The sequence below is a fragment of the Paraburkholderia sp. C35 genome, from assembly GCF_003121405.1.
Taxonomy (GTDB): Bacteria; Pseudomonadota; Gammaproteobacteria; order Burkholderiales; family Burkholderiaceae; genus Paraburkholderia.
In genome coordinates this window covers 78,762-102,519 of sequence record NZ_QBUY01000014.1, presented here as the reverse complement: position 1 = coordinate 102,519, position 23,758 = coordinate 78,762, and the positions used below count along the sequence as shown (strand labels likewise).

23 protein-coding genes are annotated in these 23,758 nt (G+C 54.9%); 13 read left to right on the top strand and 10 right to left on the bottom strand.

Going from position 1 to position 23,758, the window contains the following annotated elements; translation table 11 throughout:
- Positions 1–8 precede the first annotated feature (8 nt).
- The 3 genes from DK391_RS12025 to DK391_RS12015 all read right to left on the bottom strand — a co-directional run bounded on the left by DK391_RS12025 (position 9) and on the right by DK391_RS12015 (position 2,210).
- A complete protein-coding gene (locus tag DK391_RS12025; RefSeq protein ID WP_109478221.1) occupies positions 9–785 on the bottom strand; it encodes an SDR family oxidoreductase in 777 nt (258 codons plus the stop codon).
- 179 nt (positions 786–964) lie between these two features.
- Positions 965–1,414, bottom strand: coding sequence for a PaaI family thioesterase (locus DK391_RS12020; RefSeq protein ID WP_109478220.1), 450 nt, complete (start codon positions 1,412–1,414; stop codon positions 965–967).
- Positions 1,401–2,210 (bottom strand): TetR/AcrR family transcriptional regulator, encoded by an 810-nt coding sequence (locus DK391_RS12015; protein WP_109478219.1) that lies wholly within the window; start codon positions 2,208–2,210, stop codon positions 1,401–1,403. Before DK391_RS12015 ends, DK391_RS12020 begins: the two co-directional genes overlap by 14 nt.
- A gap of 83 nt (positions 2,211–2,293) precedes the next feature.
- On the opposite strand from DK391_RS12015, the gene DK391_RS12010 reads away from it, so the two are divergent.
- The gene (locus DK391_RS12010) at positions 2,294–2,587 is read left to right on the top strand and encodes a DUF4148 domain-containing protein (RefSeq protein WP_162600799.1); all 294 of its coding nucleotides are present in this window, start codon (positions 2,294–2,296) and stop codon (positions 2,585–2,587) included.
- A gap of 587 nt (positions 2,588–3,174) precedes the next feature.
- On the opposite strand, the gene DK391_RS12005 is transcribed toward DK391_RS12010, so the two are convergent.
- Together DK391_RS12005 and DK391_RS12000 are read right to left on the bottom strand one after the other, a co-directional pair.
- The gene (locus DK391_RS12005; RefSeq protein ID WP_109478217.1) at positions 3,175–4,107 is read right to left on the bottom strand and encodes a LysR family transcriptional regulator; all 933 of its coding nucleotides are present in this window, start codon (positions 4,105–4,107) and stop codon (positions 3,175–3,177) included.
- Positions 4,108–4,415: 308 nt separating this feature from the next.
- A complete protein-coding gene (locus tag DK391_RS12000) occupies positions 4,416–5,180 on the bottom strand; it encodes a GNAT family N-acetyltransferase (RefSeq protein WP_109478216.1) in 765 nt (254 codons plus the stop codon).
- Between the two features lie 1,334 nt (positions 5,181–6,514).
- Here DK391_RS12000 and DK391_RS11995 point away from each other — a divergent pair.
- From DK391_RS11995 to DK391_RS11960, 8 genes are all read left to right on the top strand, one after another.
- Positions 6,515–6,940, top strand: coding sequence for a MarR family winged helix-turn-helix transcriptional regulator (locus DK391_RS11995; RefSeq protein ID WP_109478215.1), 426 nt, complete (start codon positions 6,515–6,517; stop codon positions 6,938–6,940).
- A gap of 45 nt (positions 6,941–6,985) precedes the next feature.
- Positions 6,986–9,025 (top strand): FUSC family protein, encoded by a 2,040-nt coding sequence (locus DK391_RS11990; RefSeq protein WP_109478214.1) that lies wholly within the window; start codon positions 6,986–6,988, stop codon positions 9,023–9,025.
- Entirely contained in the window at positions 9,022–9,246 is a 225-nt protein-coding gene (locus DK391_RS11985; RefSeq protein ID WP_109478213.1) for a DUF1656 domain-containing protein, read from the top strand. Before DK391_RS11990 ends, DK391_RS11985 begins: the two co-directional genes overlap by 4 nt.
- Positions 9,246–10,352, top strand: a complete 1,107-nt coding sequence (locus DK391_RS11980; protein ID WP_109478212.1) for an HlyD family secretion protein — start codon at positions 9,246–9,248, stop codon at positions 10,350–10,352. The genes DK391_RS11985 and DK391_RS11980 overlap by 1 nt, the downstream gene beginning before the upstream one ends.
- Positions 10,349–11,791, top strand: coding sequence for an efflux transporter outer membrane subunit (locus tag DK391_RS11975; protein WP_109478211.1), 1,443 nt, complete (start codon positions 10,349–10,351; stop codon positions 11,789–11,791). Before DK391_RS11980 ends, DK391_RS11975 begins: the two co-directional genes overlap by 4 nt.
- 433 nt (positions 11,792–12,224) lie before the next feature.
- Positions 12,225–13,319 (top strand): zinc-binding dehydrogenase, encoded by a 1,095-nt coding sequence (locus tag DK391_RS11970; RefSeq protein ID WP_109478210.1) that lies wholly within the window; start codon positions 12,225–12,227, stop codon positions 13,317–13,319.
- A 41-nt stretch (positions 13,320–13,360) separates the two neighbouring features.
- Positions 13,361–13,792 carry a MarR family winged helix-turn-helix transcriptional regulator gene (locus DK391_RS11965; protein WP_162600797.1) on the top strand — a complete coding sequence of 144 codons (432 nt, stop codon included), beginning with the start codon at positions 13,361–13,363 and terminating at the stop codon, positions 13,790–13,792.
- Positions 13,793–13,928: 136 nt separating this feature from the next.
- Entirely contained in the window at positions 13,929–14,222 is a 294-nt protein-coding gene (locus tag DK391_RS11960) for a YciI family protein (RefSeq protein ID WP_162600796.1), read from the top strand.
- A gap of 151 nt (positions 14,223–14,373) precedes the next feature.
- Here DK391_RS11960 and DK391_RS11955 read toward each other — a convergent pair whose 3' ends face one another.
- The 3 genes from DK391_RS11955 to DK391_RS44275 form a co-directional block, all read right to left on the bottom strand.
- Positions 14,374–15,843 carry an NAD-dependent succinate-semialdehyde dehydrogenase gene (locus DK391_RS11955; RefSeq protein ID WP_109478207.1) on the bottom strand — a complete coding sequence of 490 codons (1,470 nt, stop codon included), beginning with the start codon at positions 15,841–15,843 and terminating at the stop codon, positions 14,374–14,376.
- Positions 15,844–16,254: 411 nt separating this feature from the next.
- Positions 16,255–17,022: an alpha/beta hydrolase gene (locus tag DK391_RS11950; RefSeq protein WP_109478206.1), complete on the bottom strand. Its 768-nt coding sequence runs from the start codon at positions 17,020–17,022 to the stop codon at positions 16,255–16,257.
- 73 nt (positions 17,023–17,095) lie between these two features.
- Positions 17,096–17,554, bottom strand: a complete 459-nt coding sequence (locus tag DK391_RS44275; RefSeq protein WP_162600795.1) for a hypothetical protein — start codon at positions 17,552–17,554, stop codon at positions 17,096–17,098.
- Between the two features lie 125 nt (positions 17,555–17,679).
- On the opposite strand from DK391_RS44275, the gene DK391_RS11940 reads away from it, so the two are divergent.
- The 4 genes from DK391_RS11940 (at position 17,680) to DK391_RS11925 (ending at position 21,421) form a co-directional block, all read left to right on the top strand.
- Positions 17,680–18,291 carry a TetR/AcrR family transcriptional regulator gene (locus DK391_RS11940; protein ID WP_109478204.1) on the top strand — a complete coding sequence of 204 codons (612 nt, stop codon included), beginning with the start codon at positions 17,680–17,682 and terminating at the stop codon, positions 18,289–18,291.
- A gap of 93 nt (positions 18,292–18,384) precedes the next feature.
- Entirely contained in the window at positions 18,385–18,804 is a 420-nt protein-coding gene (locus DK391_RS11935; RefSeq protein WP_162600794.1) for a nuclear transport factor 2 family protein, read from the top strand.
- A gap of 213 nt (positions 18,805–19,017) precedes the next feature.
- On the top strand, positions 19,018–19,911 hold the full coding sequence (locus tag DK391_RS11930; protein WP_162600793.1) for an alpha/beta hydrolase: 894 nt from the start codon (positions 19,018–19,020) through the stop codon (positions 19,909–19,911).
- 10 nt (positions 19,912–19,921) lie between these two features.
- Entirely contained in the window at positions 19,922–21,421 is a 1,500-nt protein-coding gene (locus DK391_RS11925) for an NAD(P)/FAD-dependent oxidoreductase (protein ID WP_109478251.1), read from the top strand.
- Positions 21,422–21,596: 175 nt separating this feature from the next.
- On the opposite strand, the gene DK391_RS11920 is transcribed toward DK391_RS11925, so the two are convergent.
- Positions 21,597–21,893 (bottom strand): DUF1330 domain-containing protein, encoded by a 297-nt coding sequence (locus DK391_RS11920; RefSeq protein ID WP_109478201.1) that lies wholly within the window; start codon positions 21,891–21,893, stop codon positions 21,597–21,599.
- A gap of 420 nt (positions 21,894–22,313) precedes the next feature.
- Positions 22,314–23,720 carry an NAD-dependent succinate-semialdehyde dehydrogenase gene (locus tag DK391_RS11915; RefSeq protein WP_109478200.1) on the bottom strand — a complete coding sequence of 469 codons (1,407 nt, stop codon included), beginning with the start codon at positions 23,718–23,720 and terminating at the stop codon, positions 22,314–22,316.
- Positions 23,721–23,758 lie beyond the last annotated feature (38 nt).

Sequence of the window (23,758 nt, the reverse complement as noted above, 5' to 3'; positions counted from 1 at the left end):
CAGGCCTTTCAGTCGCTCGCGTTGGATGGCCTTGTCGCGGCTGCGGGCCAGCCCCCAGAAAAGTCAACGATGGCACCCGTCAGGAACCTGGACTGGGTTGACGCGAGGAAGGTGATCAGTTCACCGATCTCCTCAGGATCACCCAATCGACCTGCTGGTACCGAAGCCTTCACATATTCCCGCCCCATCGGGTCATCGATGAAAATTGCCCGGGGATAATAGGCTTCGCTGTACAGGAAGTTCGGAGCGACTGCATTCACCGCGATATTGAGCGGTGCCAGCTCAATGGAAAATGAGCGAACCAACGCGTTGGCCGCGTCTCTAGCAGCGTCGGGAACCGCGCCGCCGTACATCGGAAGCTTGGTGCGGCATGAAGTGATCATCACGATATTCCCCCCGCCCTGTTCCTTAAAGCGGGGGATTGACGCCTTCACGAGCGCAAACGGATTGATTACCAGTTTCTCGAGGGTCGCTCGCATGTCGTCCAGCGATACATCTGCCGTCGCGCGGTGGACGGCCGGAAAATGGTCGTTACTGACGATGGCGTCCACTCGTCCGTGAACGGCCCAGGCCGCTTCAACTATCTGCTCGGGATTTTCGCCCCCGACACGTACTACTCCCGCGTGCTTTTCGAGAAATTTCGCCAATACAGACTCGTCGTTAAACGACTCGTCACCAACCAGCACGTGGTATCCAGCGCTTGTCAGCGCGGTAACCGCAGGCTGGCCGGCATAGTCCGAGGCATTTGTCACAAGCGCAACTTTTTTCTTTTCCTGCACATCCATCTCCTTGTCCAGCCTTCCTAAAGCGCACCCTTCGGATTTGCGCTCACACCCTTGATCTACAAAAATCCCCGACGCGACAGACGCCCATGACCGAAGGGATTCGAACAATTCCGTTGATCGCCAGCACATGAACAGGTTGAACTCTGTGGCCCCAGCTACTACGAAAAAGCCGACACTACTTATTTTTCGAACACAAGCAACGTCGATGAAGCTGAGGCGTACAGCTTGCCACTCTCGTCGCGAAGCGTGGCTTCGGCAAAGGCAACCCTTTTCCCAATGCTCACGACCTTGCCTTCCGAGCGCACTTTGCCCGTTGTTCCTGTGATTGCCTTGTGATACGCAACCTTTAAATCCAACGTTGTATAGCCTTGCGAGTCGGAGAGTAGTGAATGAGCGGCGCAACCGCATGCAGAATCGAGCAAGGTCGCAATGTATCCACCGTGCACCGTGCCGATTGGATTGTACAAACGAGATGTTGGCACGGATTCGAACGCAACAAAGCCTTCGCGAGCTTCAACGAGTGCAAAGTCAAGAGTTTCTCCGATTGGTGCTCGCCCACCCGCCCGGATGAACAGATGCAATTGTTCGAGCCCGGTCAGCTTCCTTGTATTCTGTTCATTGGTATTCATTCGCATCACCCAAATTGAAACGAGACTCGATCGATGAGCGAGCGCTTATCAGGAATGACTTCGCGGCCTTCCGATTGGGTTCCGCGCGAGCAAGCATCAGCGAGCCGACGAGCTCTGCCAGAAGCTTGTTCGCCTGCGGATCGGCATCGTCGCCCCCCATCCGCTCAAAGAGTTTCTCGAGCCGATCCTTGAGTCGATCCTTACCTTCCGAAAACGCCTCACGGACAGCAGCGGCACCCCGCGGGATATCAGAAAGCAGTGCGGCAACTGGACAACCTTTCGCCTTGCCATCGAGGTGTTCGAGAGACAGATAATATCGGACGAACGCCTGAAGCCCATCCGAAGGGCTACGCCCTTCAGTCCCTCGACCGAACCGACTTTCGCTTTCCAAGAACATGTGACCGATCGCCTCGACCACGAGTACCTCGCGAGATGCGAAGTGGCCATAGAATCCGCGATGCGTTAAACCGGCCTTAGACATGACCCCAGCAACGCCGACGTGCTGCAAGCCATCTTGCCTGATCGAATCGGCCGCAATCTCAAGTAGTCTGAGCCGCGTTTCCTGTTTATGACTCGCGCTGTATCTCACAAGGTCCTTCGCCGTAGCATGATGGTTATCATATGAAACCATGGGCCGTCTCGCAATGCAGATCAACAATCCATATTTTTCGAATTCGCGCTGCTTCTCGATGCAAACACGGGCCAAAACCTTGAGGGAGCAACGATTTCGACCTTTTTCAACCATCGATTCTGATTGTTGCTCGCGATCGCAATGATTCCTTGTTTGGAACGGCATTTATTGGCATCAACCGCTCGACTACACTCGCCCCGACGATGACGCTCGATTTCGAGTCGAGACTTCTACAAAACGGGATTAGGATGAAGCCCTTTCTTCATTTGGCAATCGTGGCCTCTGCCTTCGCCGCCTCGGCACATTCTTATTCGCAGGCTACCGATAGTTCGCTCACGCGAGCACAGGTTGAGGCGCAGTTGGTGCAGTACGTTCGGGCCGGTTATTCGCCAGCGAAAGACCATATCGACTACCCAAGCGCTGCCCAGGAAATTCAGGCACGCATGCTGGTAGACGACGAGATGGACGGTAGCGACACCGGGTACGGCGGTACGTCATCGTGGTCTCGTGATTTCAAGAACACAGTGTTCAAGCACGAGTAAGCGCGCTTCGGGTACCCGTAACCATTGGTCCGCTTCTCGCCCACCTCTATCCGAGAGGCCTTTCTGAAGCTCCTGCAGCCGCGAAAGCCGCGCTACACGGATATTTTGTTTTGGCGTGGTGCAGGTTGCGCAGAGCCGTAGGTTGCGATTCGCCCCAAGCGTCCAAGAGTCGGTAAAACGACCCTTCCGGGTCACATAAAATAATTGAAAAACGACGATTTCGTCTGGTGCAGCTCGTGAAATTACGGTCGACACACACCAGAATTAGCCTTGTGCGTTGGATTGGCAGGCTGTGCGACGCAACAATTCAGGCTCTCGACGTTCTGATCGACGCCGCATTGACGCGGCTTGATTCCGGCATACCCGCCGCATGCGAACGCGGACGACGAGGTACGCCGGCTAGTAGAGCTTCTCGTTCACGACCATCCCGGCTAAAGCGTGAAAGCGCCCGATCGTAATCAGGCGAGGAGCGTGAGACCGTCTCATTCTCCAGTCAAGCCCGTCGAATCTGAATCGCACGCGGCATGCGATTGGAACTCCAGCGGGGCCGCAAGAATCCCGTCGTCACGTTGGCTGATCAATATCGATCAAGAGTTGATGCGAGTCAACGGTAAGCGCCTTGCGCGGATCTCGTCAAAAAATTGAGTGGCGTGATCGATAAACGCCCGCACTCTGGCAGGCATCAAAGTCTTGTTGCTATACGCGAGCGTAATATCAATCTCGCCATCGATGATCTCGTAGTTTTCAAGCACCCGAACAAGCTTTCCACTAACCAGTTCCGATTCAAGGATCGCAATGGGTAACACGCCGATCCCGAACCCCTGCATCACTGCATCCTTTCTGAACTCGGCATTGTTCGAGGTGATGTCGACGTTGATCGGAATATGAATGTCGTCATTCTCAGTACGAAAGCTCATGCATGGTCGACGCAATGCCGGTAGATTGGATACAAATCTGTGCGGAACAAGGTCGGATGGATGTTCGATTACAGGATGGCTCTTGAGATACTCCTTCGTCGCGACGATCACGAGTGGAATACGCTCCAGCAGTTTGGTAACCGTCAGATCTGAACTCAGCATATATGGTAAGACGATACCAAGGTCAAAACCGTCGGCGACCAGATCAGTCGGGAGTTCAGTAAGCGTGAGCTCAAGCCGCACATCGGGATACTTGCGCTTGAAAGTCGAGACCAATGGCACAAGACGGTTAAGTGTGGCTGTGGTGTGCGCAACCAGTCGTAACATTCCGGTTGGCACGTGCATGTCACCCGCAGTTTCCGCCTCCAGAGTATCGAGCTCATCCAGTATCCGACATACGCGTTCGTAGACGCGGCCTGCGGAATCGGTAAGGGAAATCTGTCGTGTCGTGCGATGAAAGAGTCGGCTACCGAGCTGCTTTTCCAAGCCGGCGATTCCTCTCGAGATGATCGGAGGCGTCAAGCCCAGCATATCGGCTGCGCCTTTGAAACTGTTGGCCTCAACCACCGCCCGGAAAACCCGCAGCTTTTCGAAGTAGTCCATCGATCACTCCTTATTCTATATTGCTGCGCGTCCGTTGGGTCCGGCTATAGACCATCCCATCCTGGAGTTTTTAACACTTCACGGCAAGACTCGTCGACGCGCTTGGAGTCGGCGATTATACTTGCATATGCACACTTTTAATATCGGATTTACCTCAGGTATGACAGCGGTGTCCAGCGCGGGTAAATTTGATGCGTAGGGCCTCGAACGTGCAGGTCGGAATTACCTTCGGCACGGTGGATGACGGGAGTCGTAGTCAACTGCGCACACATTTATGTGCGAAACGCGACAGAGTCAGTCGGGACTCTTCACGATTGCAATTCGTGCGGTTGATTCGCCGAACGCATCAAGACCGTGACGTGTAACTGCCGGGCACGCCGAAATCCAAGCGCCCGGTACAAACGCATTGCAGATATGTTGGTCGTAAAGACATGCAGCAACGGAATTGCGCCTCGACGTTGAATGCTCGCGCCCAAATACTCCATCAAAATGCGTCCAAGTCCCTGCCCACGCCAGTTCGGGTGAGTGCAGACAGCGCTAATTTCAACATAGTTTCCTGCCATCATCCGCTCGCCCGCCATTGCGACGAGTTCCCCGTCAAACCAGATGCCGAAATAGTTTCCCATCTCGTGGGTGCGCGGTCCGAATGGGCCAGGCTCCGTCAGCTTTACTAGTCGCATCATGTCGACCGCATGCTCAGATCTTAGAGGTCGAACGAGTTGAGAGTCGTCTGGCGACGAGAATGCCTGCGTCGCGATCATCTGGACGGCGACAGCATCGCGCACCACGTCAAACCCTTCCGGTAAGCCTGGTCTTGATATTGTGAACATCGTGAGTCGCTCTCTGGCTTGCAGCATCTCTGCAATCTCACGCACGCTTTCAACGGAGTAATCTGCAGCGGCGCCAAATGGCGCAAAGTCCGGCGTGTACCGCGCACCACCGGCATTCCGCTGCGCCAACCCAGCTTGCGGCCCCGTCAAAGCAGTCCAGACGATATTGTCCAACTCAACACCAGTTTGGACTTCAACTTCGACTTGTGAGTCACGCTTGGCGGGCTCATTGGGTTGAGGCACGAATAGTCTCCCGATTCAATATCAAAACGCGGGCAAGTGCCGAGTTATCCTCAAGTCTTCCTTGTCACCATTGTGACTCGTGAGTAACATCGAAATCTCTCGTCTCGCCAGGAACAAACAATACATTCGTTCAAATATCGTTGTCAATGCTGTCTAAAATGACTATAGTGTCAACAATCGCACACATGTCCTGCTTTGATAAGTGCGTGTACACAAGTGCTTCGAAGTACGAGGAGATTCAACCGGTGAAACGATAGAGAGCGGTCGTCGCTGGCGGTCATCACCAATCATCTGACTTCTGACGAACATGGTCTATACGGTTTGATGCTTCACGGAACCGAGAGAACGCGGTTGGCGCCCGATCATCGATCGGGCGGTGGTCAACCTTTGATGTTTCGGCTGCTCCGCGCGCGGGTTGTCGGAGGAGACGGCAACTGTCCCCGCTCTCGCTGACTGGGTCTTAATTTTCACAAATGCGCCAGCATTGAGTGGATCTGTCGGTATGGTTTGCCCCGGTATCGATGACGGCATCGTGCAGACTGCCGGTCCAAGGCAAGCTCAATATCAGTTGCCTGCCCCTAATGAACTCGGTGGAGTTCGATCCAATGTAAGTACGAGGAGTTCCGCGCTTTCGCGATTTCGGGGTCGTGTTAGCCTCGTCCCGCGAAGAGCTTCTGGGTGCACGTCGTGTCGATCGTCACCGACCTTGATCACGAAGCGTCGAAGGCCGAGGTCCCTGTGGTACCTGAGCCATTGGCCGACGCGCGAGTCGCACAGTCTCAGCTTGCGTTGACAAACGCTGGAATTACTAACGATAGGATCAATCCTGTTCCTACTTTCCGCTGGTCAAAAATACCGAAGTCTCTTGCTTGGGGAGACCAAAATTGTTTTCCCTTGGCGCACACGATCTCTACGGCGGGCCACATTCCTACCGAGCCCGCTCCAAGGGCAATCAGACAGGCACCTGCCATGTACTCCGCATGAGCTCGCGGCATTTGACAGAGACACACCGCGAAGCAAGTTGGCGCACCGCAACGTTCTCAAATCATCCGTCGATGCATCGACCAGGAGAGCAAGGTCCCTCTGTGCAATTCCTTACCATCCTGAGCGCGCGATTGGATCAATACGGTATTCCCTCGTGAGGCGACCCGGGTTGCCTTGCCGGCAAATCATCCACTGAACACCGCTCTTTTAACCTCTGTTTCCAAAGGCGCGCGCAACCTTGTGTTTGCGCGAACAAGGGCATTTCGGCCAGCAATTACTATCATCGGCGACAACAAAAAGATGCCGTTGCGAGCATTGTTCGTGTGCCTCTACACTAATATATTGTGCGTATGCACTCAGAACAGCAAACCGAACTCTTTGTCGCGCTTCTTTCTCAAGCGTCTCGATCCGTGACACGGTTATATCGTCGCTACCTTACGGAAGCGGACCTTACACCCCGTCAGTTTCAGATTTTGATGGAAGTCGGACGCAATCCCAGCGCAAGAATGATTGAGCTGGCTGAAGCACTCTCTTTGGATAGAACAACACTTGTCCGAGAGACACAACCGCTATTGCGGCGCGGCTATATTGAGGCCTCTGTCGAAGCACGCCGTCGGCAACATATAAGTCTGACGCCGCAAGGAACTGAACGATTAGAAGAAGGACTTGCTCGATGCGCGCTGGCCGAGGAGTTCCTTGAAAGCAGCTTTGGTCAGGACCGCATGAGTCAGTTGATGATCGAACTCCGGGCCGTGATCTCGGCGACACATGATTGATATCCGTCACGTAACCAAATCGACGTTTTCGATTCGAGGATAACGATGCTTTTCGATGAACGAACGACCCGCTCTCTGGTGGTGGTATTCGGGGGCTACGTGGCCGTCCTGGCAGCGCTCTACACAGCGTTCCTGTTCGACCTTACCAATCCCTGGTGGGCAATGCTCACCGTGTTCCTGACACAACCTATCCAGCCACTTACGGGCGCCATCTGGGCCAAGGCCCTATATCGTGCTACCGGCACGGTGGTTGGCGGAATTGCATGTGTTGTGTTTATCCCGACGGTTTCAAGTTCTCCTGGGCTATTGTTCTTCGTGATTGCAGGGTGGCTAGCGCTTTGCGTATATCTCGGCGCGCTGGTCCGGTCACCACGATCCTACGCGTTTCTCCTTTCAGGCTACACGCTTGCTTTCGTTGGCCTACCGGCAGCACGAACACCTGAAAACATCTTCAACATCACCGTCTTGCGAGTCGAAGAAATCCTGATTGGGGTATTTGCCTTTGCGATCGTACAGAGCCTCCTTTTTCCAAAGCGCGTTGGACCGGTCGTATTAGCCAAGCTGGACGCAGTCATGAACGACGCGCGCGAATGGATCAACAGAGGACTTCAGGAACCCACGGAAGCAGGCCTTCCGACTGGCGCGGCGGCACGTCTTACCGAGATTAATCTGCTCGCGACCGATTGGTACTTCGAAGGCGAGTTTTCTCAGACGCGTAGACGTGCACTCTGGGCGTTGGAAGAGCGACTCGTTATGCTCCTCCCGACCGTCACCGCGGTCCATGACCGACTGGTCTCGGTTCAAGATAGCGGGGATCTCGACGGCAGGACTCTTCAGGTGTTGACCGATATCCGCAAACTGATGTCAGGTGGCGTCAACTCACGGCCTGAATCGATTGCTGTTATCGAATCTTCACTTGCGGATTTGACTCCGACATTGGACACCGAAGCGAGCTGGTCCGATCTCATTTCCGCGAGTTTGACCGCGAGATTGGCAGATTTGGTGAGACTGTGGAAGGAATGCGAGTTTTTAGCCGATTTTGTCCATTCATCAGGCGACCAACCGAATGACCTTGTACTTGAAATGATTGGCAGCGCAAAGCCGCGCGCGCTTCACGTGGACCATGGCGTCGCCTTACACTCCGCGTTAGTCGCGGGGGCTATCGTCACGGCTGCAGCCGTGTTCAGCATAGTGACGCAGTGGGAAAGCGGAACCTATGCGGTAGCACTCGCAGCGATGTCCTCGGCGTTGTTCGTGGCCTTCGACAATCCAACTCCAATCCTTTGGACAATCGTGCGGAGCTACTTCGCCGTTTTGCCAATTGGTCTACTTTACCAATGCGCCATTCTGCCCTCGATTGATGGATTTCCCATGTTGGCCGTTGCGCTATTTCCAGCCGTGGCTGTGATGCTTTGGCTGTACGGTAATTCAAAATACATGCTGATAGGTCTCGGTCTGCTCGCGGGTTTCTCGCTGATGCTAGGGATCCAACCGACATTCGAGCCGGACGTTGCTGCCATGTTGAACACCTTCCTTGGCTCCGGTGTGGGTTTTCTGTTTTCGTTGACTGGACTTTCGATTGCACGTGCAATCCCACTGAAGAAGGCAATCGACCGGTTACTGCGTGCCGGATGGAGGGAGCTCGCAGCATTGATCCGATCCCCTTTGAATTCAGGTGTCGTGCAAGCACGCAGCCGAGCATTGGACCGGGTTGGTTTGCTCATTCCGAGGGCGACCCGTCTGCAACCGGACGACGATAGCAAGATAAGGCAAATCCTTCGGGACGCGAAACTGATGACTGCCGTCGCGGAACTTAAATTCTTGCAAACGAACGCACCGGCCGCTGTCAGACGCGAGATCGACTCTTTCCTGACTAGCCTTGCACAGTATCTGGATAGCTTGCATACAGGCATGGCGGTCCATGTTCCCATCAGCATGGTGCACAGTCTCGATAGGACCATCTCAGGCGTTTTGAGTCTGGCGAATCGGGATGATCGCCAGGCCGGCGTAGACGCGGCCATCAATCTCAGGCGCGTCCTGTTTCCGGACGCACCTGCCTACAGTCAACCGGAGCATCAAAGATGATCGGCGAGTTCAATCTTTCCGGTGTTTACGTTGCCGCTGCGGTGGTTACGGCCTGTATCGCTGCCGGCCTTCTACTGGTACTAGCGCGGCTGATGCAGCACCTCAATCTCTACCGCTTTTTTTTAAATCGATATCTGGTCAACCTGACCTTATTCGTAATTTTGTGGGCAGGCGTAGCTCGATCGCTTGAACTCGTCTCATTTCTTTGGAGGATCTCGTGATGCGTTGGACAATTGGCGCAACACAGGCTGGACGTACCATCGTCACCATCATCATCGTTTGCGTGGCTTTGCTCGCCGCAGGGTGGTTGTGGCATTACTATCGTGTCGATCCATGGACACGCGACGGCCGTCTTCGTGCGGATGTCGCGAGTGTCGCACCTGATGTGTCGGGGCTCGTGACGGAAGTACACGTACAGGACAATATGCCTGTCCACAAGGGACAAATTCTCTTTGTCATCGATCGCGCCAGATTTGAGATTGCTCTGCAACAGGCAGAGGCGGCGCTGCAACAAAGCCAGGCAGGCGCAGAACGCGCCCAGTCGAACATTTCGGAGGCTGAAGCCAAGGTGCAGGCAGCGTCCGCCACGCTGCGAGCGCAATCGGCACTCCTCGCTGAAGCACAACGTGAAGACACGCGCAATCTCAAACTTGGGACGCTCGTTTCGACAGAAGCGGTTCAACAGGGCAACGCGAAAGTAGCGCAGCTGGAAGCCGCTGTCGCTGAGGCCCACGCATCGGTGATACAGGCGACGGCCGGGATCTCCCAGGCAAAAGCTTCGCTAACGCAAGCCAACGCAACCATCGCGCAGTCAGTGGCCGCGCGTAACACCGCCCGGCTCAATCTCCAACGGGCGTCCGTGGTAGCACCGGTCGATGGCGTTGCCGCAGATGTACAACTGCGCCCGGGTGATTACCTTACCGCCGGTCACGCAGCGTTCGGTGTCGTAGACGCGGCCTCGTTGCACGTCGATGGTTATTTCGAGGAAACAAAACTGCGCAGAATACATGTCGGCGACCAGGCAACCATCGAACTGATGGGAGATTCTCGACAATTGCACGGTCACGTCGACAGCATCGCACCTGGCATTACGGATCGTGACCGTTCCACTAGTGGCGAGCTCCTGGCAAATGTAAACCCGACGTTCAACTGGGTTCGACTCGCACAACGAGTCCCCGTCAGAATCCATATTGATCACGCGCCGAGCGATTTGCTTCTTATCGCAGGTCGCACCGCAACGGTAACCTTGGAGGAATCCGACTCCGACCGGCGCCACCCGGCTTCCCAGCCGCAAGCTGACGATAAGCAGAGGGAGCAGACACAATGACGCTACCTCTATCAGCTCGCCCGCTCGCACTTTGCACAGCACTCGTCGCCTCTATCCTCTCTGGCTGCGCGGTTGGCCCAGATTACAAACTGCCCGAGGCTGCGCAATTTAACAATACGGCGGCTCAGGGGACCTTTGTTGGTGCCAAAAACAATCCCACTTTCGACGAGACTCAGATTGCCGACCGTTGGTGGCATCTGTATCAGAGCGATGTTCTCGACCGTCTTGTCACAGAAGGCTTTGCCGCGAACACTGACTTGCGAGTAGCTGAGGCCAATCTCACGCGCAGCCAATCTCTGGTTCGGCTCGCCAAATCACAAGGTCAACCGCAACTGAGCTTTGGAGGCGGGTTCGAAAGGGCTTTGCTGTCTGCCGAATCGTATCTGTCGCCAGCCGAGAATCTTCCTGCTGACAACCTGTACGATATTGAACTGTCGGCTTCATACGAGGTAGATCTTTTCGGCCGGATTCAGCGCGGTGTCGAAGCGTCGCAGGCTGACTCGCAATCGGTTGCAGCGGCGCGCGACTGGGTGCGCGTCACCGTCGCGGCGAAGATCACTCGATTTTATGTCCAGGTATGTTCAGATGGTGACGAACTTGCCGTTGCACATCGGTCCGTTGACCTTCAGCAGCAAAGCCTTGACCTCACACGTCGCCTTCAGGAAAACGGCCGGGCGACACGCCTCGACGTGACCCGTTCACAAGCCTTGGTAAACCAGTTGCGCGCTGCCATTCCGGTCATCGAAGCCCGTCGCCAGAACGCCCTCTATCAACTCGCCGTTCTGACAGGTAAGCCACCGAGCCAGTTCGACGAGAGTCTCACTAGTTGTGTAGAGGTTCCCCCGATTGCATCGCCAATCCCTGTGGGCAATGGCGCTTCCCTGCTCAAACGGCGTCCTGACGTGCGTGCAGCCGAGCGCCAACTCGCTGCAGCGACTGCGAGAATTGGCGTAGCAACCGCTGACCTTTACCCCCGGATTGTGCTGCGTGCGTCGATTGGTTCGACAGGGGTGACCAGCGACTTTCTGGAGCACAGCACCAACGAATGGTCCGTCGGCCCATTCGTCCAGTGGCAACTGAACCAGAACCCCACACGCGCACGAATTGCAGCTGCGAATGCCGCACAACAGGCGCAGTTAGCCCGATTCGATGGAACCGTCCTGGGTGCGCTACGCGATGTCGAATCCGCAATGAACAACTACAGCCACGATCTCCAACAAGAGAGTACTTTAACGTCTGCACGCGACGATGCCGCGCGAGCCGCCCAAGACGCGCATGAACTTCAGTCCGAAGGACGGAGCGGTGATTTGGCAACGCTTGACGCCGAACGAACGCTCGCAAGCTCAGAAAGTGCATTGGCAGCTTCGCGTTCGCGAACATCCCTCGATCAGGTAAACCTGTTCATGGCGTTGGGCGGAGGCTGGGAATCAGCAGACTGACGTATTCGCGTATCTGGTTTCGACAAGCGCTCACTGCACGAGCGGAAGACTGGCAGCTATTCGAATTGGCGCGCCGCTTCCGCTCGTTTCGGTTTGCGCCCTGAAACTGCAATGCTTTCCTTCGATCCTCTGCTTCACTCCTCTGGGATTGGGTCAAGTCAAGGAGACCTTCGCTCGTCCAAGCTCCACGAGTAGCAACATCCCGTCCTTGACGCGCAGCCCGGAAGCTGCATCTTCACCTCACGCAATCTCACGATATCCGACTCTGCCCATCGTTCAGGCTACACAGGCGCCATCATCGTTCAATTTCCAGCGCACATTCAGGCATTCTCAACACAAAGCATTACTTGCGTGCCAACCGCTGCGCGCTATACTATCAATATACGGGGATATCCCCTCTTTTCTTTCCTCCCAGTTATTTGGAACCGAATTTATGTCTCTCGACCTTCCCACACCCTTGTCACACATTACGGCGATTGGCTATACGCACGCGCCGAACGGCCTGCCGCTCGAGACTTTTGAAGCCAAGATTCCGAATCCGGCTCCCAATGAATTGCTGGTTCATGTCGTGTCATCTTCGTTGAATCCTCTCGACCATAAATTGGCCGAACGCAACTTCTTGGGCCGCACTCCTCCCGTTCAACTCGGCTTCGATTTCGCCGGCATCGTCGTTGTGATTGGCGATAAGGTGACCAGTCACAAGGTCGGCGACGCGGTATTCGGCATGGTACCGAGCAACCAGGACGGCGTTTGGGCTACCGGAGGGGTTGGGAGCTATGCGCTCGTGCCAGAATTTCTGGCGGCACACAAACCTGCCGGCCTGAGCTTCGTGGAAGCCGGGACAATGGGAATCTGTTATCTGTCCGCGTTCCTGGCACTTAACGATGTAGTGACACATGGTTCAACCTTATATATCCCCGGTGGTGGTGGTGGAGTTGGCCATCTCGCGATACAAAAGGCGCGAGCTTTGGGGGCCAAACTTATTGTGAGTAGCGGTGGGAGCGAGACATCTCGTGCTCTTGCAAAAGCTTCGGGTGCCGACCACGTATTCGACTATCGGAAACGCAATGTCGTAGATGAGATTGCGAAGTTGACTGACGGCAAAGGTGTGGACGTCGTGTATGACGCTACTTACAACGAGGATTGCTACGTCGATTCAGCGAAGGCTGTTCGCTCGAAGGGAGACTGGGTAGTTCTTGGCGTTGGCCCCGGCAAAACAACACGAAATGTTGAAACCGAGAGTCCGGTTTCGAACATACTCGCCTCAAAGGACGCGCGTCTGGTTAACGTCAATCTGCTAAGCCTTTTCTCTGCGTCCGACGCGGACAAGGACGCGGGTTACGCACTACTGAACCAAGCCGTTCTTGATGCAGCGGCGACTACGGAAGCCGGTACAGTAAAGCCGCACGTCCCCGTGACGATCCCGTGCGAAGTCCCGGAAATCAATATGGCATTAGACGAAATGCGCGCCCAACGCAACGTTGCAGGAAAAATTGCCGTCATCATTGACGCGAGCCGCGCACGATGAACGGGTCACCCAAATCAGGGAGTCCTTGTATCGCGGCTGCAATGCGCGCGGCATCGCGTCGGCTTACGCATGCCTACGATGAAATTATGGCCCCCTCCGGCCTGCGCTTTACCCAGTTCAACCTTTTGTGCGAACTGGAGCGTCACGCTTCTAATCCCCCGAGCGTCAGCGAACTTGCGGATCTTCTGACAATGGAGCGTTCGGCGCTCGGACAAACTTTGCGGCCGTTAGAGCGCGCCGGCATGCTCGAACTTGGCCGCGATGAGCGGGACGGAAGGCGCCGACCGATTTTATTGACCACGAAGGGACGGACTGCTATAGCCAATACGCAGCCTTACTGGGAACAGGCACACTACAAATTCATCGAATTTTTTGGCATTCAGGCAACAGAAGGGCTCCGTGGGACTCTACGCGACATCGCTGAAGATCCGCGGCTCGACGAGATATTTCACGAGGGTCAGCAAGGCAGATAACTCAAGTGGATGACATGTTCCGCAGACGGAGTCAACGGAGTGATTCCGTTTTCTGTTGTCTATTTGCAGACCCTTCGCTTATCTGCGCACTCAGGCGCAGATGCCCTATCTTCACGATACAAGAAAGGAATCTGGAATGAAGTTTGTGAACCTTGCACGTTATGTGCTCGACGCCGACAAAGTGGCCTCAGCGCGTCCATCGCATCGTGCTTATGCGAAGCAATTGCTGGACACTGGAAAGCTTATCGCTGCAGGTCCGCTCGGTGATAACGTCGGTGGACTGTTTGTGTACGAGGCTTCGGACATAAACGAAGTGTGGCAAATGATAAGGCATGACCCTTATAACATCGCGGGAGTCTATGAAAAGTGCGAGGTGTATCAGTGGTCGATCGCAGGAGTGAACGTCGGACTGCTCTCTGCACACGATTGAAGCTGAACTATCATGGCTGGCACGCACCAAAGAGCGGAATGCCTGAAGTACAACATTGCAGCCGCTGCCGCGAAAGTCTTGCCCCGGACTCCAATGTGAAAGACAACTTCACATTGGAGCAGACCGTTGAACTTACGAGCTGAGCTGTGACTTAAAGCCCCGCAAGATTGATGTACTTCAGGTTTAGATACTCTTCAATTCCGTGTGCAGAGCCTTCGCGTCCAATTCCGCTGTCCTTTACACCACCGAACGGCACTTCAGACGTTGTAATTACCCCAGCATTCACGCCAACCATTCCACTTTGAAGTGCTCGGGAGACGCGGAAAATCCGGGCGACGTCTCGGGTAAAAAAATAAGAAGCAAGCCCGAACTCTGTTGAATTTGCTGCATCAATACCTTCCTGTTCGTCTTTGAATCTGAACAGCGCAGCGATTGGTCCGAAGGTCTCTTCATGGGCGATGAGCATGTCCGGTTTCGCGTCAACAATCACGGTCGGCTCAAAAAACGTGGCTCCGAGCTCGTGTCGCTTACCGCCTGTCAAAACACGCCCGCCCTTGGTCTTCGCATCCGCAACATGCAATTCTACCTTCGCAATGGCGGCCGAATTAATGAGCGGTCCCTGCTCTGCACCTTCATCGAAGCCATTCGCGACCTTCAGCTTCTGCACGCGTTCGGTGAGGCGACGTGCAAATTCATCGTACACGCCATCTTGAACATAAAAGCGATTCGTGCAGATGCAAGTTTGTCCACTATTACGGAACTTGCCGACCGTCGCATTTTCGACAGCGAGGTCGAGGTCGGCATCATCAAAGATGATGGTGGGCGCATTGCCGCCAAGCTCCATCGAAAGCTTTTTCATCGTGTCAGCAGATTGCCCGTAAAGAAGCTTGCCAACACGTGTCGACCCCGTAAAGGTGATCTTTCGCACAATCGGACTCTGGGTTAGCTCTGCGCCAATCGCAGCAGCTTCGCCAGTGACCACATTCACCACGCCAGCGGGAATGCCGACCTTCTCAGCCAGAACTCCATATAGCAGACCGCAAAACGGTGTGAACTCCGATGGCTTGATAACAATCGTGCAGCCAGCTGCAAGCGCGGGAGCCACTTTCCGAGAAAGCATCGAGAACGGGAAATTCCAAGGCGTAATCGCACCCACTACGCCCACAGGCTCACGGATCACGAGAATCTGCCGGTCCTTCCACGGCGAAGGGATGATCTCGCCGTTGATGCGACGTGCCTCCTCAGCAAACCACTGGATATAGTCCGCGCCAAGCTTCATTTCGCCCTTCGCCTCGGCGAGCGGTTTGCCTTGCTCCAGCGTTAGCATTTCCGCAAGGATATCCAGATTGTCCCTCACGAGCTGTGCCATGCGGTGGAGTTTGTCTGCGCGCTCGACTGCTGTCGTCATCGACCAATCATTGAAGGCAGTTTGTGCTGCGTCGATTGCGCGTCGGGTCTCCGAAACGCCCACCCACGGAATAGTTCCGATCCGGATTTCCGTGGCGGGGTCGGCTACATCGTACGTCCTCCCATCGTCGGCAGCGACCCATTCACCGGCAATGTAGTTTGCCTCTTTCAACCAGCCGGCACCTTTGATTTCTTCCAGCGTAAAAGCTTTCACAATGAATATATCCTTAGATTGGTGACTACCCGGAACTATTTTGTGGGCATCCTGTTTGAGGCACCGACAGGTTCACAGTTCAACAAATAGCGCGCCCAGAAGGTTGAGATAGTTGATGAACGGGTACCGTTACCCGGGCTCGCTTTGAGGCAAGCCTTGAACGATGCCGCCGAAGTGCCGGCAATGCTCTGCGGCAGAGCAATAACCCGTCAGTGGCGTCTCAGTTCTACCCCTTGCGACCACCCGCTCAAGCGTGCGACGCCTGATCTTCTCTCTGCGCAGGGGACCATCCAGTTCAGGAACGTCTTCAAACTGGAAAGAAACGCGTTCTCGCCATCGGTACGCATGCGTTCGTTGCAGCTACTCAAAGATTTGCGCGTCAAATGTCGTTCACGGTGTTATACCGGGCGTTTATCCGCCAGGGATACTGGACAGGAAGTCTGCCACCAGTTTTCCTGTGCGGACGGGTTGTTCCACATGGGGCCAATGACCCGAATCATCGATGGTTTCGAGGCTGGAATCCGGGAACCGCGTGGCCCTAATCTGTTGCACGAGCGCAAGCGGAATCGACGGGTCCGAGGTGGACGCGACGATAAGAGTCGCGCCTTTGAATTGGCTCGGCTCCTTGCCAAGTGGGTGCCCTTGGGAGAAAGCGTCGTAATATCCGTGGGCCGCATCCTTTCCCATCAGACCGTCGAGATCCGTCATCTGCTCTATCTGCTCGGGCGCCAGACGCAGCGAGAGTCGTTCGCGGATTAGTCGCTGTTGCCGCTGGTTTCCACCAGACTCGCGAAGGAGTTCACGCGTTTCCGCGGGGAGCTCAAGTCCGCCCAACGGTGTAGGAGTTAGCAGGACGAGCGCTGCCACCTTTTCAGGGATCGCCACCGCCACCAGTTCGGCAATGAGGCAGCCCATGCTATTGCCGACACGCGCGACGCGTCGCGCGTCCGCCTGCTTGATCACGTCAACGACGTCCTGCACCGCCTGCTCGAGTGAATACGGCCCCTCCGAGGTAGCGAGCCTGCCTGCCCCCCGGAGATCTAGCGCCCGTACATCCCAACTAGCGGGAAAGCTACGCGCGAGTGCACCCCACGAACGCCCCCGGTCGAGAAAACCGTGGATAAGTACACCCAGATCCGGGTGCTCCTGACCCCGTTCGACAACTGCTGCGCGTGTCATTTCTTCTCCGGTAACGATACAGACCCACGACTCGCGATAACGTGTAGTCGCGTTGCAGAAAGCGTCAAGCGTTTCAGTAGACTTTGTCTTCCGGCGAGACACGAATCTCAGATGCAGCTGCCCGGAAACCTGCAGGCGGATACGGATATCCCCCGATGCCCCAATGCGAGCGTGGATATTCGCGCACGATGACCCACACGCGACCAGCGTTATCGGGATTGTGCTCACTTCCCTCAATCTCAAGGACGAGCTTCGTGAGGTCACGCATGACTCCCGAGATTGCACCCTCGTCCATCAAACCCTGAATCGTGTGCACGCGAAAGCGATAACGCGGGCGCTCTGGAGGAAGGCCACCGACGACCATATGTCGCGAATCGACTTCGTTAACGGTGGCCCACGCGATATTGCGAGCTTCCGGGGTATCGGGAATTTTTTCCCAAAACATCAGCGTTTTGATAGCCCGATGCATGAGATCTTCCAGCTTGTCAGCGCTGAGCGCGCCACGCGGTAGGGTGAGGTCAATCATTGGCATAACAGTCTCCGAAAAAGGTCCGGTGCATCCACAGCACACGTTCCGGGAGGGTTGACAAGTCGAAACTCGGTACACTATATTTAATTCGAACCGACTGGTCAACTTTAGATAGAGGGCAGATTCACATGACAGCAGTGCGCAAACCTGGTCCCAAGCCCAAAGCCGGCACTCGCGAGAAGCTGTTGAGTGCTGGTTTGAGAGTGATCGAGGGAAACGGTTACGCGGCAACCGGTATTAGCGACATCTCGGATGCCGCTGAGGTTGCAAAAGGCTCGTTCTACCATCACTTTGAAAGCAAAGAGATCTTTGGAGCTGCAGCCGTCGACGAGTATTTTGAGAATCACTGGATTTTTCTTACAAGCATTCTCGAAAACCCGGAGATGGCCCCCGTTGCTCGCTTGCGCGCCTATTTCGCCGCAAGAATCGAAGCCTTTCGGACCGCAGGATTTAACCGCGGTTGTATGCTCGGTAATCTAGGCCTCGAAGTATCCGACCACAGTGACATGATTCGAGCCCGACTTGATGCTCACTTCCAGCGTTGGAGCGACCTGGTGACGAGTTGCATTGAAGAAGCTCAGCAGTTGGGCACGGTATCGTCCGCACAGCCAGCAAAGCAGCTCGGACGCTTTTTGGTCAGCAGTTGGGAGGGTGCGATTCTCCGAATGCGTGTTGAAAAAAGCGATCGCGCCTTGCTCGAATTTGTCGATTTCACGTTCGAACACCTCCTGAAACGGTAGCTAACACTTCAAAAATAATCAACATTACTGAGGCCAGCCAGTAGTGAATCAAATTCCAGCTGGCCAACAATCTCACTATTCATGGAGACAACAGTGAGTAATCCTAAAATTGTCGATGCTATTCGAAATGTCCTTTCTGGTCACTCTAAGAGTGCTCGAGACACCCTTATCGACCAGTTTCACCCCGACATCGTCTTCGAATTTCCCGAATCACTGCCTTACGGTGGTACGTTCAAGGGTGTCGACGGATACAAGCAATTTTGGGATCTCGTATTTGTGCACTGGAACTCCTTTGACTACGATCTCCACGAGATCATCGACACCGGTGATCGTATTATCGTCCCCGTCGTCGCACACGGTGAATCAAAGACGGGTCGCTCCATGTGGAATGAGCACCTTTTTTTCTTCAAGGTCGAAGGTGGAAAAATCGTCTATGGCCGCATCTACGCGGACTCCGCGAAGGGGCGCGATGCGATCTCGCCGTGGCGCACCTTCGCGGACGTGAAACAGTGATCTAGCAAGACGACTGGCCTGATTTTTCCCTGCCATTTCATGGCCATCTCGGATTAAGACCGCAGACGAGCGATTGGCTCTCATACCCGAGATGGCACGCGCAAACAGATCGCACTCGACCCTTGCGAGTTGCAGATTTTAGTTTAGTTATGCATATTTAATTGACAGATGCGCGGCCACCGCCCCTGCTGTTTTAAGACTAGGAGTATTTCAATGAGCATCTATCCTGGCGCCCAGGCCGGTGAGGTGGTATTTGGATCAGCAAAGGTCGGATATCACGACGGTGGCGATGCGCGTGAGGGCGAGATACCCATCGTTCTCATCCACGGAACCGGAGGCAAGGCAGAAACGCACTTTTTTACGCTGTATCCGATGCTGGCATCCCGTCATCGTGTGATCGCAATCGATCTTTCAGACAAGAATCATGATTGCAGGAACCAGGATGCCCCCCTTTCCGTTTCCAACCTTGCTCAGCAGGTTGTCGTAACTATCAATCAGATTGTTCCGGGACAGAAGGTCGCGCTCGTTGGGTACTCCTTGGGTGCCGCCGTCGCGATCGAAGTCGCAGCAAGCCATACTGAAAGTGTCGATTCTCTTGTACTGCTGAATGGATGGGCACGCACTGACAACGAAATTCGCCTGCGACTTACACTCTGGGAGCGACTCCGTAAAGCAGGCGACCTGCGTTTGCTTGCAGAGTTCATGTTGCTGAATGTCTACTCGCGCTCGTTCCTCAATTCGCGTAACTGGGATGAGCTTTGCCAGTTGGCGGAGGTATATGCGGTGGGCCCGGGAAGCGACAGGCAGATGGCGCTGAACCGGGTGCTCGACATCTCAGGCAGACTCGCCCACATCCAGCAGCGCACTCTGGTCATAGGTAGTCGCCTCGACCAGCTCATCCCATTTGCTCATAGCCTTGAGCTGGCTGGTGGAATTGCCGGTGCAGCACTGGCCGAGCTTACGTGTGGTCACGGTTCGGTGACGGAGCGACCAGCAGAGGTATTTCGATTGATTGACAAGTTCGTTCGGCGCATTGAAAGCAACCGTGCAAATGTCAGTATTTATGAGCACGGAAGCCTCAGCCAGCTCAATGATTTTCAGGTTTAGGAAGGCCTACATGAACACTCCCCTGCAACACGAAGAAGCGGTGACCGACGTCATCGTAATTGGAACCGGTTTCTCTGGAATCGGAATGGCGTCCCAGTTGCTGCGCCGGGGCGAAACATCGCTGATAGTCCTTGAGCGTGCGGATGATGTGGGGGGTACGTGGCGCGACAATCAGTATCCTGGCGCGGCGTGCGATCAACCCTCCCACCTCTACTCACTTTCCTTCAGACTCAATCCAGACTGGCCTAGCGTCTTCTCTTCGCAGCCGGCAATATGGGACTATCTTCGTATGGTCGCCCGTGAGGAAGGATTGTTGCCTTATATTCGCTTCAACGAGGACGTAAAGGAAGCACGTTGGAATGACGAGACCCAACACTGGGTGGTGCGAACGGGAGAAAATGTTTATCGAGGACGCTTCCTGGTAAGCGCCGCTGGTCTGCTGTCCGACCCGAAAATGCCGGATATTCAAGGCCTTGAAAACTTCAGGGGTGACGTATTTCACTCAGCACGCTGGGCTCACGAGATCCCGCTCGACGGCAAACGCGTCGGTGTCATCGGCACGGGAGCCTCAGCCATTCAAATCATCCCCGAGATCGCGAAAATCGCTGGTCACGTTAGCGTGTACCAGCGTACCCCGGCGTGGATTGTCCCGAGACTCGACCGCCAGTTCACCGAGGAAGAAAAAGGTGTGTTCCGCAAGTTTCCCGAAAAGATGCAGGAATTGCGTTCCGCTATTTTCTGGGAAAACGAGGAACGGTATGCGCAACGCGCGGCCGTACCAGCGCTTCTCGCGAAAGCCACCGCGATTGCTCTGAAGCATCTGGAAGATCAGGTTCCGGACCCCGAACTACGTCGAATGTTGACGCCCAACTATGAAATCGGCTGCAAACGCGTTCTGAAATCGAGCGACTTCTACCCTGCCATGTGCCGATCGAACGTTAGTCTCATTACCGACGGGATCGACCATATCGAGAGCTCAGCGATTGTCACAGTCGACGGGAAGAGACACGAACTCGATGCGCTGGTTCTATGCACAGGTTTTGAAGCTACCGAGCTCCCGATTTCGAAAAGAATCATCGGCACAAACGGGAAAAGTCTGTCCGAGCGCTGGAGTACCGGCGCAGAAGCGTTCGCGACTACATCGGTTAGCGGATTTCCAAACTTCTTCATCCTTGGTGGCCCGAACACAGGCGTAGGACATAACTCGCAGGTGTATATGTTCGAGGCGCAGATCCAGCACGTTATGCGCGCTTTAAAGCATCTGGCAAAAACTGGACGATCAGTAATCGAAGTACGCAGGGAAGCAGAGAACCGCTTTCGAGACGATCTTGCCTCACGCGCCGCGACAACGGTGTGGATGACGGGTGGCTGCACCGCATGGTATGTCGATCCGCGGAGCGGGCGCCTCACGACTATCTGGCCTGATTATTCGCACCTTTTCCAAGATGAAATCTCGCCTTTTGACGCGCAAGATTATGAGTTTGCAGACGCTGAAGTAACCAATACATGAGCGCACGTACTCGTGATAGCTAGACGGATGAGACGACCGTTGAACACCGCCCACCTCTTTTTGTGCGTTCACGGCGCCGCTCTCTTCCTGTGCACTAATCCCTACAAGGTTAAGGTCCCGCCGATCTCAGATATTATCTGACGCCGGCGGAATCCTCGGCAACTATTGCCAAGACTTAGCCTTCAACCCCCGCGACAATACGGGCATCTCTCTCAGCACCGTCTCCCAGCGCAGCCAACGCTTTTTGATAAGCCTCGCTTTTGTATGCAGTGACTGCCTGCTCAAAGCTCGGAAACTCGACCACGACCGTCCGTTCCTTCAGACCCGCTTCGAACGCCAGAACCTCACCGCCCCGCGCAAGAAACTTTCCGCCAGCAGCCGCCACCGCTGGTCCAGCGAGGGCACCATATGCGGCAAGCTTGCTCTCGTCGGTAATCGCACGATACGCCGCAACCCAATATCCTTTTGCCATTTCTCGTCTCCAGTAGAAATACATCCAATCACAGTAACGTCGTTAACGTGAACTTCTGTAGAGGCAAAATCCCTCTTCTCTTATTTTTCGATGACAACGTCACGCCTTTCTCAAACTCTCTCCAAGAAGAGTATCGTTTTCGATACCCGAATGCCTACACTTCTCCCCTTCAAGCCAAGACATTTGGGCATCCGTCCGACATCAGAAACTGGAGCACGCTCAAGCCTTTGAAAAGCCAGACGGAATCGGCCGTTTCTCCTGTCTTCGGAGTCTTCAGCAGCATATACCGGCGGAGCGACCGCATAATCTGGGTCGACTATATGGGAGCGGCCTAGTCATAACCCGATCAAGTCATTCACGGTGGGTTCAGCGAATCACTCAAGACTCAAGTTGAAATGCGTTGGCGGGCACCAGCGATCTTCAACCTGCCTTCGGCTTACCGAAAACAGGATTACCTGCAGGCTCAGTCGTAACCAATTTTTTGTTCACAAATTCGTCGAAGCCGGCGAGCGATAGCTCGCGACCAAAACCAGAGTTTTTGACACCTCCGAATGGAAGCTGGGGGGTCGTAGCGAAAGGACGGTTGACGAAAATCATTCCCGTGTCAATTCGATCGGCAACCCGCTGGCCACGTTCAATGTCCGCAGTCAGAACTGAGCCACCAAGACCATATTGCGAGTCATTCGCAAGGCGAATCGCTGCTTCTTCATCTTCCACAACGAAAAACGCCGCCACAGGTCCAAACAGCTCTTCGCGATAAATCGGATTCTCTGGCTGAACGTTGGTCAGAATGGTCGGCTCAATGTAGAAACCTTCGCGATCGATTCGGTTACCACCGGCTTCGACAAGCGCTCCTGCTTCTGTTGCACGCCGAACCTGGTCGAGCAGGTTAGTCAAGGCTCTTTCCGAGGAAAGCGGTCCCAGCGTGGTGCTCGAGTCGGCAGGATCTCCTGCTTTGAGTGCGCCCATCGCATTCTTGAAGCCGTTCAGGAAATCCTCGCCGCGCTCCTTGCCAACAACGATGATCCGCTTCGACCCGACGCAAACCTGTCCGCAATTGAGCGTCCGACCGATCACGGCTGACGTAATTGCCCAATCCATGGGCGCGTCTTCGAGAATGATCATTGCGTCATTCCCACCAAGCTCAAGAACAACCTTTTTAAGGTTCCGGCCGGCGCGCTCTGCGACCGACGCTCCCGCCCGCTCGCTTCCAGTGAGCGTGACGCCTCGAACTCGCGGATCGTCGATTATCTTGCCCACCTGTTCGATCGTGGCGAAGACGTTCGTATAGACGCCGTCTGGAGCACCTGCTTCTTCGAAAAGTCGAGCGAATGCTAGTGCCGACTCAGGAACACTCTCGGCGTGCTTCAGAATGAGCACATTGCCCACCATAAGTTGGGGACCAGCAACGCGGGCAATCTGATAGTAGGGGAAGTTCCAAGGTTCAATACCGAGCAACACGCCGTCCGGATGGATCTGCACTTCGGCGTTTTCCACCTCAGGCACCTTCTTCGGTTTCAGATACTCGCTGGCGCGCTCAGCGTAGTATTCGAGGATATTCGCCGACAGTGAGACTTCATATCGCGCCTCATCAATCCGCTTGCCCATCTCACGGGTGATGATTTGCGCGTAGTCTTCTGCTCTCTCTCGAAGAATCGTCGCGGCACGACTCACGATACGGGCTCGGTCGGCGACTGGACGATGTCGCCAATCCGACTCAAACACCTCATGTGCCCTCTTGACGACCGCTTCGATCTCACCGTCGCCTGCGCTTTCGAAAGTCTTGAGGACCTTCCCGGTCGCAGGATTAACTGTTCGATATTGCATTAAAAACTCCTTGTCTCTTACCTTGTTTGACAATCTCA

Coding starts and splice junctions, on each gene's coding strand:
- DK391_RS12010 (WP_162600799.1), top strand. CDS start 2,294: ATGAAGCCCTTTCTTCATTTGGCAATCGTGGCCTCTGCCTTCGCCGCC.
- DK391_RS11950 (WP_109478206.1), bottom strand. CDS start 17,022: ATGACACGCGCAGCAGTTGTCGAACGGGGTCAGGAGCACCCGGATCTG.
- DK391_RS11990 (WP_109478214.1), top strand. CDS start 6,986: ATGCTTTTCGATGAACGAACGACCCGCTCTCTGGTGGTGGTATTCGGG.
- DK391_RS11960 (WP_162600796.1), top strand. CDS start 13,929: ATGAAGTTTGTGAACCTTGCACGTTATGTGCTCGACGCCGACAAAGTG.
- DK391_RS11970 (WP_109478210.1), top strand. CDS start 12,225: ATGTCTCTCGACCTTCCCACACCCTTGTCACACATTACGGCGATTGGC.
- DK391_RS11930 (WP_162600793.1), top strand. CDS start 19,018: ATGAGCATCTATCCTGGCGCCCAGGCCGGTGAGGTGGTATTTGGATCA.
- DK391_RS11965 (WP_162600797.1), top strand. CDS start 13,361: ATGCGCGCGGCATCGCGTCGGCTTACGCATGCCTACGATGAAATTATG.
- DK391_RS12005 (WP_109478217.1), bottom strand. CDS start 4,107: ATGGACTACTTCGAAAAGCTGCGGGTTTTCCGGGCGGTGGTTGAGGCC.
- DK391_RS11925 (WP_109478251.1), top strand. CDS start 19,922: ATGAACACTCCCCTGCAACACGAAGAAGCGGTGACCGACGTCATCGTA.
- DK391_RS11995 (WP_109478215.1), top strand. CDS start 6,515: ATGCACTCAGAACAGCAAACCGAACTCTTTGTCGCGCTTCTTTCTCAA.
- DK391_RS12025 (WP_109478221.1), bottom strand. CDS start 785: ATGGATGTGCAGGAAAAGAAAAAAGTTGCGCTTGTGACAAATGCCTCG.
- DK391_RS12020 (WP_109478220.1), bottom strand. CDS start 1,414: ATGAATACCAATGAACAGAATACAAGGAAGCTGACCGGGCTCGAACAA.
- DK391_RS11980 (WP_109478212.1), top strand. CDS start 9,246: ATGCGTTGGACAATTGGCGCAACACAGGCTGGACGTACCATCGTCACC.
- DK391_RS11940 (WP_109478204.1), top strand. CDS start 17,680: ATGACAGCAGTGCGCAAACCTGGTCCCAAGCCCAAAGCCGGCACTCGC.
- DK391_RS11920 (WP_109478201.1), bottom strand. CDS start 21,893: ATGGCAAAAGGATATTGGGTTGCGGCGTATCGTGCGATTACCGACGAG.
- DK391_RS11985 (WP_109478213.1), top strand. CDS start 9,022: ATGATCGGCGAGTTCAATCTTTCCGGTGTTTACGTTGCCGCTGCGGTG.
- DK391_RS12015 (WP_109478219.1), bottom strand. CDS start 2,210: ATGCCGTTCCAAACAAGGAATCATTGCGATCGCGAGCAACAATCAGAA.
- DK391_RS11915 (WP_109478200.1), bottom strand. CDS start 23,720: ATGCAATATCGAACAGTTAATCCTGCGACCGGGAAGGTCCTCAAGACT.
- DK391_RS44275 (WP_162600795.1), bottom strand. CDS start 17,554: ATGCCAATGATTGACCTCACCCTACCGCGTGGCGCGCTCAGCGCTGAC.
- DK391_RS11975 (WP_109478211.1), top strand. CDS start 10,349: ATGACGCTACCTCTATCAGCTCGCCCGCTCGCACTTTGCACAGCACTC.